At 52.5% G+C, this 12,796-nt stretch carries 9 protein-coding genes; 1 reads left to right on the top strand and 8 read right to left on the bottom strand.

Annotated elements, in window-relative coordinates:
• Positions 1–182: 182 nt before the first annotated feature.
• The 7 genes from ACMVME_RS16980 to ACMVME_RS16950 all read right to left on the bottom strand — a co-directional run bounded on the left by ACMVME_RS16980 (position 183) and on the right by ACMVME_RS16950 (position 9,612).
• Positions 183–941, bottom strand: coding sequence for an amino acid ABC transporter ATP-binding protein (locus ACMVME_RS16980; protein ID WP_014171880.1), 759 nt, complete (start codon positions 939–941; stop codon positions 183–185).
• A 7-nt stretch (positions 942–948) separates the two neighbouring features.
• On the bottom strand, positions 949–2,052 hold the full coding sequence (locus tag ACMVME_RS16975) for an amino acid ABC transporter permease (RefSeq protein WP_050737348.1): 1,104 nt from the start codon (positions 2,050–2,052) through the stop codon (positions 949–951).
• A gap of 9 nt (positions 2,053–2,061) precedes the next feature.
• Positions 2,062–3,243 carry an amino acid ABC transporter permease gene (locus ACMVME_RS16970; protein WP_044857902.1) on the bottom strand — a complete coding sequence of 394 codons (1,182 nt, stop codon included), beginning with the start codon at positions 3,241–3,243 and terminating at the stop codon, positions 2,062–2,064.
• Positions 3,244–3,310: 67 nt separating this feature from the next.
• The gene (locus ACMVME_RS16965; protein WP_014171877.1) at positions 3,311–4,336 is read right to left on the bottom strand and encodes an amino acid ABC transporter substrate-binding protein; all 1,026 of its coding nucleotides are present in this window, start codon (positions 4,334–4,336) and stop codon (positions 3,311–3,313) included.
• 486 nt (positions 4,337–4,822) lie between these two features.
• Positions 4,823–5,044, bottom strand: a complete 222-nt coding sequence (locus ACMVME_RS16960) for a lipoprotein (RefSeq protein WP_008502867.1) — start codon at positions 5,042–5,044, stop codon at positions 4,823–4,825.
• 303 nt (positions 5,045–5,347) lie between these two features.
• Positions 5,348–8,461 carry an efflux RND transporter permease subunit gene (locus ACMVME_RS16955; protein WP_151711677.1) on the bottom strand — a complete coding sequence of 1,038 codons (3,114 nt, stop codon included), beginning with the start codon at positions 8,459–8,461 and terminating at the stop codon, positions 5,348–5,350.
• An 11-nt stretch (positions 8,462–8,472) separates the two neighbouring features.
• Positions 8,473–9,612, bottom strand: a complete 1,140-nt coding sequence (locus ACMVME_RS16950) for an efflux RND transporter periplasmic adaptor subunit (protein ID WP_020883495.1) — start codon at positions 9,610–9,612, stop codon at positions 8,473–8,475.
• Positions 9,613–9,995: 383 nt separating this feature from the next.
• Here ACMVME_RS16950 and envR point away from each other — a divergent pair, with 383 nt between their 5' ends.
• The gene (envR, locus tag ACMVME_RS16945; RefSeq protein ID WP_020883496.1) at positions 9,996–10,715 is read left to right on the top strand and encodes an acrEF/envCD operon transcriptional regulator; all 720 of its coding nucleotides are present in this window, start codon (positions 9,996–9,998) and stop codon (positions 10,713–10,715) included.
• On the opposite strand, the gene ACMVME_RS16940 is transcribed toward envR, so the two are convergent.
• The gene (locus ACMVME_RS16940) at positions 10,619–12,712 is read right to left on the bottom strand and encodes a putative bifunctional diguanylate cyclase/phosphodiesterase (protein ID WP_020883497.1); all 2,094 of its coding nucleotides are present in this window, start codon (positions 12,710–12,712) and stop codon (positions 10,619–10,621) included. The two genes, envR and ACMVME_RS16940, sit on opposite strands and share 97 nt — an antisense overlap.
• Positions 12,713–12,796 lie beyond the last annotated feature (84 nt).

The raw sequence follows: 12,796 nt of genomic DNA, 5'->3' as shown, positions 1-12,796 counted from the left end.
TGCCGAACTCAGAAGTGAAACGCCGTAGCGCCGATGGTAGTGTGGGGTCTCCCCATGTGAGAGTAGGGAACTGCCAGACATCAAACAAGTGAAGAGGCCATCCGAAAGGATGGCCTTTTTGCGTTATGTTTCCCGGAAAAAGTCAGACCCGGTAAGCGAAACGCCACCGGGCTAAGACACGCTTAATGGATCACTTGTGACAGGAAAGCCCGCGTACGTTCAGATTTAGGATGTGCGAAGAACTCATCCGGCGGTGCCTGCTCAACGATTTCCCCACGATCCATAAAGATCACCCGATCGGCCACGGTTCTGGCAAACCCCATTTCGTGCGTCACACACAGCATGGTCATCCCGGACTGCGCCAGTCCAATCATGGTATCCAGTACCTCTTTCACCATTTCCGGATCCAGGGCGGATGTCGGTTCATCAAAAAGCATAATTTTCGGTTTCATACAGAGCGAACGGGCGATAGCCACGCGCTGCTGCTGACCGCCTGATATCTGGCCTGGAAATTTATTGGCGTGCTCTGCGATACGTACCCGTTCCAGGTAGTGCATCGCCAGTGCTTCAGCCTCCTTTTTAGGCATCTTTCGTACCCAAATTGGCGCAAGCGTACAGTTCTGCAGAACGGTGAGATGGGGAAACAGGTTAAAGTGCTGAAACACCATTCCCACTTCCTGGCGCACCCGTTCGATGTTACGAATATCTTCATTCAGCTCGATGCCATCAACAACAATGCGCCCCTGCTGATGTTCTTCAAGGTGGTTAATACAGCGAATGGTCGTGGATTTTCCGGACCCGGAAGGGCCACAAAGAACGATCCGTTCTCCCTGCTTAACCTTGAGGTTAATATCTTTCAAAACATGAAACTGCCCGTACCATTTATTCACGTTTTCCAGCGTAATCATCGCGTCGGCAGGTGTCATAGTAATCTGGCTCATAATTTCCTCAGTGCGGTGTACGCCCGGTGTTAAAGCGCTTTTCCAGATGCTGGCTATAGCGCGACATGCTAAAACAAAAGATCCAGTAGATCAGAGCAGCGAAGACATATCCCTCGGTGGACATACCCAGCCAGGCAGGGTCAACGGTCGCCTGTTGCACGCTGCTAAAGAGATCGAACAGCCCGATGATGATCACCAGGCTGGTATCTTTGAAGAGGGCAATGATGGTATTGACCAGGCCCGGGATAACCAGCTTGAGTGCTTGTGGCAATATCACCAGTCCCTGCGTTTTCCAGTAGCCAAGCGCCAGTGATTCCGCCGCTTCGTACTGACCTTTAGGCAGAGCCTGCAGGCCCCCACGCACCACTTCCGCAACGTAAGCGGACTGGAAAAGGATGACCCCGACCAGGGCACGGATCAGTTTGTCTATCGTTGTCCCTTCTGCCATAAAAAGCGGCAACATGACCGAAGACATAAACAGAACGGTGATAAGCGGTACGCCACGCCAGAATTCAATGAAAATAACGGAAAGTACACGTACGACAGGCATTTTTGAGCGCCGCCCAAGCGCGAGCAAAATACCCCATGGCAGTGCGCCGGCTATCCCAACGGACGCGATAATCAGCGTCAGCGTTAACCCACCCCACTGACGTGTTTCAACACGTTCCAGCCCCAGGAAGCCGCCATACAACAGCCCCCAAACAATAATGGGATACACCACTGCCCAACAGGCAATATAACGCCCCCGATGAGGCAGTTTTTTCCAGAACATTACGGCGATGGAGAGCAGCCCGATGGCCAGTGCCAGATTAATCCGCCAGCGCTGTTCATGCGGATACAATCCATACATGAACTGGCCAAAACGCTCATGGATAAACACCCAGCAGGCCCCTGCTTTTGTGCAGTCTGCGCGAGTGGATCCCGACCAGTTAGCCTGTAAAAAAGCCCAGTTCAGCAGCGGTGGAATTAATTCCCACATAAGCCACAAACATACAATTGTCAGCAGGCTGTTACTCCAGCTGGAGAACAGATTCTTACGCGCCCAGAGAATAAAACGGCCGCCTGTCGAACTGGCAGGGCGCGAGGAGTGCGACAGTATCGCTTTTGTCATCATAGATCCTTAGCGCTCGACCAGTGCTATACGACGGTTATAGAGGTTCATCAGCAACGAAATCACCAGGCTGATGATCAGATAGACAGACATTGTGATGGCAATAGTTTCAATGGCTTGTCCGGTCTGGTTAAGCACGGTTCCGGCAAACAGCGACACCATATCGGGGTAGCCAATGGCGGCCGCCAGCGATGAGTTTTTGACAATATTGAGGTATTGACTGGTCAGCGGCGGAATGATGACCCGTAACGCTTGCGGAATAATGACCTGACGAAGCGTCACCGTATGGGGTAATCCCAGCGAGCGCGCCGCCTCGTGTTGCCCGTAAGGAACGGCCTGGATCCCCGCACGAATAATCTCGGCGATAAATGCAGAGGTATAAATCGAAAGCGCCAGCGTCAGGGCTGCCAGCTCAGGAATTAAAACCATTCCGCCCTGGAAGTTAAAGCCACGCAGCTGCGGAATATCCCAGTGAAGGGCGGCCCCAAACAGCCAGTGTGTCAGAAGTGGCAGGCCAATGATAAGGATGGCGGCGGTTGGCCAGGTTTTACGAAGCTGCCCGGTTTTGAACTGATGCTTGCGGTTATAGCGGAACATGGCGGCTGAGAGAGCAAGCGCTATTACAAGGGCGGCAATGAAGGCATACAACCCTTCACCCGACTGCGGAGAAGGAATATACAACCCGCGATTACTCAGGAAAAACAGATCAAGAGCATCAATAGCCTGACGTGGCCCCGGCAGGTTGCGCAGCACGGCAAAATACCAGAAAAAGATCTGCAGCAGCGGCGGGATATTACGGAACGTCTCAATATAAAAAGTAGACAGTTTGCGTAGCAGCCAGTTTTCGGACAAACGTGCCAGACCAATAAAGAAGCCCAGTATGGAGGCAAAAACAATACAAAGTGCAGAGACCAGCAGCGTATTCAGTAAACCGACCACGAACACGCGTCCATACGTGTCGCCTTCCTGATAATCAATAAGGTGTTGAACAATGCCAAACCCCGCGCTGCGATCCAGAAAAGCAAAGCCGGAGGTAATACCGCGATTATTCAGGTTGGTTATAGTGTTATGGATGAGATACACGGCGATAAGAACAACCGCAATAATCGCAATAACCTGGAATAGCCAGGCGCGGACCGCGGGATGAGAAAAGGATAGCGATCCTTTTACGGCTGAGCGGCGATGGGACATAAAGAAACCTCGGTAACCATGACTCTGGGGCGGGCACTGCCTTAACAGTGCCCGTTACAGCAATGACTTAACGTACTGGTGGCGCGTACTGAATACCGCCGTTGTTCCAGAGATTGTTCTGGCCGCGTTTGATCTTCAGAGGGCTTTCCGATCCCACGTTGCGCTCAAAGATCTCAGCGTAGTTACCCACCTGTTTGATGATGTTGTAAGCCCACTTGTTATCCAGCTTCAGATCCTTCCCGAAATCGCCCTCTGTTCCCAGCAGATGAGCCATATCCGGCGTGGACGGTTTAGCGGCTTTCTCGTCGACGTTTTTCGAGTTGATGCCCATCTCTTCGGCATTCAGCATGGCAAACAGCGTCCAGCGAACAATGGAGAACCAGTCTTCATCGCCACGACGCACAACCGGTCCAAGAGGCTCCTTGGAGATCACTTCAGGCAGGACAATCCACTCCGCCGGGTTGCTCAGCTTAATACGCAAGGCGTACAGCTGTGACTGGTCAGAAGCCAGCGTGTCGCAACGACCGGATTCCAGCGCTTTGGCCGATTCATCGGAGCGATCGAATGTCACAGGGGTATATTTCATGTTATTTGCTTTGAAATAATCCGCGACGTTCAGCTCGGTATCGGTACCGGCCTGGATGCAAACGGTCGCGCCATCCAGCTCTTTGGCACTTTTCAGGCCCGCTTTATTGTGGGTCAGGAAACCGATACCGTCATAATAGGTCACGCCAGTAAATGCCATTCCCATGCCTGCATCACGGGAGGAGGTCCAGGTGGTATTACGGGAAAGCATGTCAACTTCGCCAGACTGTAATGCAGTAAAACGTTCTTTCGCCGTCAGCGGGGTATATTTTACTTTACTGTCGTCACCGAAAACGGCGGCGGCAACACCACGGCAGACATCAACATCAATACCGGTAAATTTGCCGTTTGCATCGGCATAAGAGAAGCCAGGTAAACCGTCACTGATCCCACATTGAACAAACCCTTTCTTTTTAACGGCATCCAGTGTCGTACCCGCATGGGCCTGACCGGCTACAGCAAACAACATGCCCGCGGCGGCCAGGCTGGCTATCATCGTCTTTTTCATAATGCATCCTGTGTGGCGAAATTTATCGTTATAGAGGCGTTTTAAACGCTTTACCTGTCTGTGGCTTTGGCCAACGTTTATAAAGCAAACGTAATGCCAGGTTTGCGCTCAACAAAATAGGTGACCAATGAGCGCATAATGCTGAGTGTAGACAGGGTTAAATAAAGAGAGCGCCCCGAAACGGTGCGAAATTACAACCTGTGCCACAAATCGGAGCAAAACTTTCAGCGGCTATACCTTAAAATGAAGAGATAGTTTCTGGGGTGAATATTGGCAGGGTATTAAATATAATTAATATGTGAAAATCATCACGATAGAATATGTAATTTAACGCTGTGCATTAAAAATATGTGACTGTCCGCAGGATGAAATAAACAGGCTGGGTAAAGACGGGGCTATTTTTTTACTTATCTGAAAACGCTGCACTCTTTAAAAGCAAAAGCGCGGACAGAGCCGCGCTTTCTACACACATGATACGTTCTGATGTTACTTCGTCAGAGCAACGATACCCAGCGTCAAACCTGCCACCGCGGCAGCACCACCGGCGATAGCACCTGCTGTTTCCCAGTTGTCCTGAGTGGTGCCTTTCATACAGGTATTGGTATGAACCAGTCGGCCTTGATCGTCGTATACCGGTACACATGGAGAGTCGTGCGCGCATCCAGCAAGCAGCGCAGCGAGTAGTGCAACGGAAATGAATCTTTTCATGATGTTACCTCAGTATTATTTCTCATTCGCTATACAGCCAGGAGGGCTATTAACGAACTGGAGACTATTTTACCACCGGGATAAGGCAACGTTGCACGGGGAATAATCTCAAATTATGTTGTTTGTAAAAATCGTGGAGAAAAGTCGCTGTCAGGATGAATTAATGGAGAAAATATGAAGACGTAACGCGGCGTTTTTACTTAATGCAAATGGTTAACTATTAATGCTGTGAGTATGACATATCTAATTCATTGTTTATGCTAAAAATAAAAAAGGCACCTGAGGTGCCTTTTTTGAGAAACATTACTCTTTATGTTTCGTAAACCGGCGCCGGACAACCACAAAGAAGACGGGCACGAAGAAAATAGCCAGAAGCGTTGCGGAAAGCATCCCTCCCATAACACCTGTCCCGACAGCATTTTGCGCGCCGCTCCCGGCTCCTCTGCTGATGACCAGCGGCATCACGCCAAGGATAAAGGCCAGCGACGTCATCAGGATCGGTCGAAGACGCATTCTGGATGCTTCCAGTGTGGCTTCAATGATCCCTTTACCTTCTTTATCCATCAGATCCTTAGCAAACTCGACGATCAGGATGGCGTTTTTCGCCGACAGACCAATCGTTGTCAGCAGGCCGACCTGGAAATAGACATCATTGTTTAACCCGCGAATCGATGCGGCGAGAAGCGCGCCCGTGACACCCAGCGGCACAACCAGCATGACCGAGAAGGGAATAGACCAGCTTTCATAAAGCGCAGCCAGGCACAGGAACACCACAATCAGTGAAATGGCGTACAGGGCAGGTGCCTGGTTACCAGACAGTCGTTCCTGATAAGACATTCCCGTCCAGTCATGGCCGATACCGGAAGGCAGTTTTGCGGCGAGGTTCTCCATCAAGGCCATCGCCTCACCGGTACTTTTACCCGGCGCGGACTCACCGAGGATCTCCATCGAAGGCATTCCGTTGTAGCGCTCCAGGCGAGGCGAGCCATACACCCAGTGCGAGCTGCTAAAGGAGGAGAACGGCACCATTTCACCATTCGCGCTGCGCACGTAGAGGTTGTTGATGTCACCTGGCAACATACGGAAGTGAGCGTCGGCCTGGACGTACACTTTTTTCACGCGTCCATGATCGATAAAGTCGTTCACATAGGTTCCCCCCAATGCCGTCGAGATCGTCTGGTTGACGTCAGAGAGGCTGACGCCCAACGCCTGTGCCTTCTCCTGGTCGACATCCAGTTTGAACTGTGGGGTATCTTCCAGACCGTTAGGACGAACGCGAACCAGCAGATCGGGGTGCGCTTTCACCATGCCGAGCAGTTGATTACGCGCCTGGGTCAGTTGGGTATGCCCCAGGTTAGCTTGATCAATCAACTCAAAGTCAAAGCCCGTTGCGGTACCCAGCTCGATAATCGCAGGCAGGTTAAACGGGAACACGAGGCCATCTTTAATCTGACTGAAGGCCTTTGTCGCACGCCTTACGATCGCCTCAACGCTATTTTCTGCTCCGGGACGCGCTTCCCAGGGCTTTAGGCTAACGAACGCAATACCGGAGTTCTGACCCTGACCACTAAAGCTAAAGCCGTTCACGGTAAACACCGATTCAACGTTAGCCTTCTCGTTGTTGAGATAATAATTTTGAACCTGGTCAAGCACCTGCTGGGTACGCATCTGGGTGGCTCCGGCGGGGAGCTGGACCATAGTCATAAATACCCCCTGATCCTCTTCGGGCAGGAAGGAGGTGGGTAAGCGCAGGAACAGTACGGCCATGCCACCGACGATGATGACGTATACAACCAGATAGCGCCCGGTCTTACGCAAAATGCCGCTTACGCTGTTGCTGTAATGCTCCACGCTCCGATCAAAGAGCGCATTAAACCAGCCGAAGAAGCCACCTTTCTTTTCGTGGCGATCGCTGGAGACGGGTTTAAGCAAGGTGGCGCACAGTGCCGGTGTCAGAATCAGAGCGACCAGCACCGACAGCGCCATAGCCGAGACAATGGTCAGCGAGAACTGACGATAGATGGCTCCGGTTGAACCGCCAAAAAAGGCCATGGGGATAAAGACCGCTGAAAGCACCATGGCGATACCCACCAGTGCGCCCTGTATCTGCCCCATCGACTTCTGCGTCGCCTCTTTTGGCGGCAGCTTGTCCTCAACCATGACGCGTTCGACGTTCTCAACCACCACGATGGCGTCATCAACCAGCAGGCCAATCGCCAGCACCATACCGAACATGGTCAGGGTGTTGATGGAGAAACCGAACGCCGCCAGGATCGCAAACGTACCCAACAGCACGACCGGCACCGCAATTGTCGGGATAAGCGTCGCCCGCAGGTTTTGCAGGAAAAGATACATCACCAGGAAGACGAGAATGATCGCTTCGAACAGCGTTTTCACCACTTCGTGGATAGAGATCTTCACAAAAGGCGTGGTGTCGTAGGGGTAGACTACCTTCAGCCCCTCCGGGAAGAACTGCTGGAGCTGGGCCAGTTTGCTCTTGATGGCGGCGGCCGTGTCCAGTGCGTTTGCACCGGTAGCCAGCTTAATCCCCAGGCCGGTTGCCGCTTGCCCGTTGATTTTGGTGACCATATTGTAGTTTTCGCCACCCAGCTCAATGCGGGCCACATCTTTCAGATGAACCATGGAACCGTCCTGGTTCACCTTGAGCGTCACGCGGCCAAACTCTTCCGGAGATTTCAGACGCGTTTGTGCAATGATCGAGGCGTTCAACTGCTGCCCCGGTACTGACGGCGTTCCGCCTAACTGGCCGGCCGCTATCTGGTCGTTCTGCGTTTTCAGCTGATTAATCACATCCAGCGGCGTCAGCTGGTATTTGTTCATCGCGTTGCTGTCGAGCCAGATGCGCATCGCATACTGGGCACCAAACAGCTGCACATCACCAACTCCCGTGGTGCGGCTAATGGCATCTTTCACGTTAGACGCGACATAGTCAGAGATGTCATCCTGCGTGAGGTCTTTGTTATCGGAAACAAAGCCTGCGACCAGCAGGAAGCTGCTGCTGGACTTCTCAACACCGATCCCTTGCTGCTGGACCTCTTGGGGTAGCAGCGGCATGGCGAGCTGCAGTTTGTTCTGAACCTGTACCTGCGCAATGTCCGGGTCTGTTCCAGACTGGAAGGTCAACGTGATGGTGACATTACCTGCGGAATCGCTGGTGGATGACATATACATCAGGTTATCGATACCGTTCATGTTCTGTTCGATAACCTGCGTTACGGTATCCTGCACCGTTTGCGCATCAGCACCCGGATACGTTGCGGTGATAGCCACGGCGGGAGGGGCAATGGTCGGATACTGCGCGATGGGCAGTTTGAGAATGGCCAGCCCGCCTGCAATCATCAAAATGATGGCAAGCACCCAGGCGAAAACCGGCCGTTGGATAAAGAAATTAGCCATGTCGTCGTCCCTTAACCGGCTGGAGTCGTGGTGGTATCAGGCGTCGCGACGACGGTAGCGCCCGGTCTGACTTTTTGTAAGCCGCTGACAATGACGCGGTCGCCATTTTTCAGCCCTTCCGTCACCAGCCAGCGATCGCCAATCGCCTGAGGGGCAACGACGGTACGTGACTCAACCTGGTTTTTATCGTTAACCACCAGAACGGATGCATCACCGCGCGGCGTGCGGGTCACGCCTTGTTGTGGGACCAGAATCGCATCAGGCTGTGTACCTTCATCAATGCGGGCCCGGACAAACATGCCAGGCAACAGCAGGTGCTGTGGGTTTGGGAAAATCGCGCGCAAGGTGATAGAGCCGGTACTTTCGTCGACCGTGACATCCGAGAACTGCAGCGTACCTTTCAACGGGTAGGGCTGACCATTCTCCATCACCAGCTCAACGGTGCTGGTGGCCTCTCCTTTTTGCAGGCTCGTCTGCTTCAGACGCATAAAATCACTGCTGGACTGGGTGACGTCGACATACATCGGATCAAGCTGCTGAACCGTTGCCAGGGCTGCGGCTTGCCCGTTGGTCACCAGCGCGCCTTCGGTGACGCTGGATTTACCGATGCGACCCTCGACGGGAGACGTCACTTTGGTATAGGCAAGATTAATGCGCGCGCTTTCAACGCCTGCCTGTGCGGCAACGACGCTGGCATCTGCTTGCTGCGCTGTCGCCACGGCCTGGTCGTATTCCTGCTTGCTGACATACTGCGTGCCAACCAGCGTGAGATAACGTTTTACCGTCAGGTGCGCAATGTTAGCCGCCGCCTGGGCCTTCGCGAGTTCACCTTTCGCGTTGTCATACGCGGCCTGATAGGTGGCAGGATCGATCTGATAAAGTGACTCGCCGGCTTTTACATCACTTCCCTCTGTGAAGTTACGACGCAATATGATGCCGCTCACCTGAGGACGAACCTCCGCAACGCGAAAGGCATCTGTTCTGCCCGGGAGTTCGGTGGTGATAGCCAGAGGGGCGCTTTTCACTATATGCACGCTGACCTGAGGCGCCTGCGGATGTGGTGGTTGGTTTTCCTGACCATCGCATCCAGTGAGCAGTACCGCGCAGACAATAAAACCGGATAAGGGCAAACGTCTGAAATAATTCGTCATTACTGTTCCTTTAAATACCCATGAACCGATATTTGCCGTGAATCGGTAGCAGGGCAGAGGGATAAAAATAAAATGTAGGGCGTATAATAATGAGGGTAATTAATGTTTTTTAATTTATAAGTGCGAATGAACAGGCCTTAAGGCAAAAATCAGAATCAAACCTGGTGTTAGCGAGGATATAGTTCTGGCTGGTTAATCAGATAAATGGCATTTAACGTGGCTCAATTATTCATCTCATGAATTTAATTATATCTATGCATTTGTCTAAATTATTAATTAAGCGATTTGACTTTTTTTGTGCAAAATTAAAACGCAAAGTAGTGAATACTTTCGTGTATCTGACCCGTGTAAATATAAACCTTGTGAGTAACGAGTAGTCGTCTATGGCGCGTAAAAAGAAAGAAGAGGCTCAACAAACCCGTCAGCAGCTGATTGAAGCGGCTATCGGGCAGTTTGCGACGCGGGGCGTGGCGAACACGACGCTGACGGATATCGCGGATGCAGCAAATGTTACACGGGGTGCCATCTATTGGCATTTTACCAGTAAATCAGAAATATTTAATGCCATCTGGGAACAGCAATTACCGTTTCGTGACATCATTCGTGACAGACTTTCTCTTTCTGCGGGCAGCGATCCGTTGTTAATGCTTCGTGAGCAATTTATTGCTGCGTTGCAATATATTGCACATGAGCCTCGGCAATGCGCTCTTTTGCAAATTTTGTATCATAAGTGTGAATTTAATAGCGATATGATTTCAGAGTGTGAAATCAGAAAACGTATTGGTTTTAATTATGAGTCTTTACGTGCCACGTTGCAGGACTGTATTTCGCGGAACCTCATTTCGTCACAGGTAAATGTTGATCTGACCCTGATTGTTTTCCACGGTTTTTTCAGCGGAATCATTAAAAACTGGTTAATGAATAACAGCAGCTTTAATCTTTATCAGCAGGCTCCTGCGCTGGTCGATAGCATTCTGGCGACACTCCCTGTCGTGCGGGTGTCGCCTCATGAGGATGATTTTAGCTCAGCGCCAGGTAACATTTCCCCTTGCGCGCAGAGCGTTTCGATGGTCTGTGCACTGACCGGTTTGCCCAACAGATAGCCCTGAAGCGTGTTGCAGCCCAGCGCCGTCAAAAAGGTTTGCTGTGCTTCGGTTTCCACTCCTTCCGCCACGACTTTCAGATTTAGCGTTTTTGCCAGGGCCACGATCGCTGAGACAATGGTGGCGTCTTCGCTTTCACCGCTTAACTCTTTCACGAACGCTCTGTCGATTTTCAACTCACAGGCCGGCAGGCGCTTGAGATAAAGCAGGCTGGAATAACCGGTACCAAAATCATCAATGGACGCTTTCACGCCTGCGTCCGTCAGCTCTGTCAGCACGCGCACACTCTCATCCGGGTTGCTCATCGCCGTGGTTTCCGTCACTTCAAGGATCAGCATCTCCGGCGGTACGTTGTGACGCGTCAGGCAGTCGAGCACCGTTTTAACCAGTGAAGGTTGTTCAAACTGCAGTGTCGACAGGTTCACCGCCATCGACCAGTTTTGATGACCCTGAAGGTGCCACTCCCGCAACTGACGGCAGGCCTCATTAAGCACCCAGTTACCAATCGGGATGATCAGCCCCGTTTTTTCCGCCAGCGGCAGGAACAGGTCTGGCGTCAGTAATCCCTGCTTCGGGTGTTGCCAGCGCAATAGCGCCTCGAACCCAAGGACAGGACCCGCCGGTGCGTGGAATTTTGGCTGATAAAGCAGGCGCAGTTCATTACGATCGATAGCCAGCCACAGATCGTTCATCAACTGGAGATGGGTCTGCGCCAGGGTGTTCATGGAGGGCTGGAAAAAGTGATAACCGTTTCGGCCCATGTGCTTCGTGTGGTACATCGCCGCATCGGCGTTAAACATCAGCTCGCGCTCGGTTTTACCGTCGTGGGGATAGAGCGCGATACCAATGCTAAGGGTTACCACCAGTTCATAGGGATCCAGATTGAATGGGCTATCGATAGCGCGAACCAGCGAGTTGGCCAGCGAGGCCGCATCATCCGGACCTTCTCCTTCTGCCAGCAGAACAAACTCATCACCACCGATACGGGCAAGGGTGAACTGACCCTTCAGGGGCGTGAGCAGGCGCTGCGTCACGGCGACAAGCAGTCTGTCACCGACATCATGGCCGTACGCATCGTTGATGGTTTTAAACCCGTCGAGATCCATGAACATCAGTGCAAAATGGGTGCCTTCACGGTCAGCTTTGCTGATGGCCTGATCGAGTCGGTCCTCCAGCAAAACACGGTTCGGCAGACGCGTCAGCGTATCCTGCAAAGCCAGTTGAGCGAGTTCGCGGTTCGCTTCTGCAAGGGATGAGGCCAGAAGAGAGGTCCGTGCCTGAAGGCGGGCATCCAGCATCGAGACCAGCAGCGTGATCCCCAGTATGGCGAGTGCGACGACGCTGACCAGTACTGCCAGCCAGCTGCCGTTAATACCTTCATGGTGTGTCATGGTCGACATTGGGAACTGAGCGGCTTTCATCCCGGCATAGTGCATACCGGCAATGGCGATCCCCATCGTAACGGCGGCGGCAAGACGCATCAGAGACACCTGAGACGCTTCATGCCGCAAGCGGAACGTCAGCCATAATGCGGCGAGCGAAGCCGCAAGCGCAATGACAACCGAAATGGCCACCCATGTTTTGTCCCAGATAATACCGGGAGAGACTTCCAGCGCCGCCATGCCGGTGTAATGCATCGCCACAATGCCGCACCCCATCACTAACGCACCGGGCAGCAGACGGCGCAAACGTAACTGCTCACAGCTTACGAGCCACAGCGCAAACAGTGACGAGCCCACGGCGATAACCATGGATAGCACCGTCAGGGTTGCGTTGTAGCGCATGCTCATGGAGAGGTCCATCGCCAGCATGCCGATAAAATGCATGGCCCACACGCCAATCCCCATGGCAATACCGCCGCCGGCCAGCCAGACGCGCGCAGCTACGCCCTGACTCCCGGCAACACGAGCAGCCATATTCAGCGCGGTATAGGCAGCAAGGATAGCAACAACAAAGGAGAGGACGACGAGGATATGGTTGTATTGGCTAACCAGCATGATCGGTTCTACTCGAGTGTGAGGTTACGCAGGCGCGGTTGAGAAGGGCGAGACATTATCATCGTAAGGTAACGGCTCAAAGGG

The organism is Enterobacter cloacae complex sp. 2024EL-00711 (assembly GCF_047529885.1).
GTDB lineage: Bacteria > Pseudomonadota > Gammaproteobacteria > Enterobacterales > Enterobacteriaceae > Enterobacter > Enterobacter ludwigii.
Note: the sequence above shows the minus strand (reverse complement) of the source record. Positions and strands in the feature narration are given on the sequence as shown.

Excerpts from the sequence above, each read along its gene's own strand:
- envR (WP_020883496.1), top strand. The coding sequence starts at position 9,996 with ATGGCGCGTAAAAAGAAAGAAGAGGCTCAACAAACCCGTCAGCAGCTG.
- ACMVME_RS16970 (WP_044857902.1), bottom strand. The coding sequence starts at position 3,243 with ATGTCCCATCGCCGCTCAGCCGTAAAAGGATCGCTATCCTTTTCTCAT.
- ACMVME_RS16950 (WP_020883495.1), bottom strand. The coding sequence starts at position 9,612 with ATGACGAATTATTTCAGACGTTTGCCCTTATCCGGTTTTATTGTCTGC.
- ACMVME_RS16975 (WP_050737348.1), bottom strand. The coding sequence starts at position 2,052 with ATGACAAAAGCGATACTGTCGCACTCCTCGCGCCCTGCCAGTTCGACA.
- ACMVME_RS16955 (WP_151711677.1), bottom strand. The coding sequence starts at position 8,461 with ATGGCTAATTTCTTTATCCAACGGCCGGTTTTCGCCTGGGTGCTTGCC.
- ACMVME_RS16960 (WP_008502867.1), bottom strand. The coding sequence starts at position 5,044 with ATGAAAAGATTCATTTCCGTTGCACTACTCGCTGCGCTGCTTGCTGGA.
- ACMVME_RS16940 (WP_020883497.1), bottom strand. The coding sequence starts at position 12,712 with ATGCTGGTTAGCCAATACAACCATATCCTCGTCGTCCTCTCCTTTGTT.
- ACMVME_RS16965 (WP_014171877.1), bottom strand. The coding sequence starts at position 4,336 with ATGAAAAAGACGATGATAGCCAGCCTGGCCGCCGCGGGCATGTTGTTT.
- ACMVME_RS16980 (WP_014171880.1), bottom strand. The coding sequence starts at position 941 with ATGAGCCAGATTACTATGACACCTGCCGACGCGATGATTACGCTGGAA.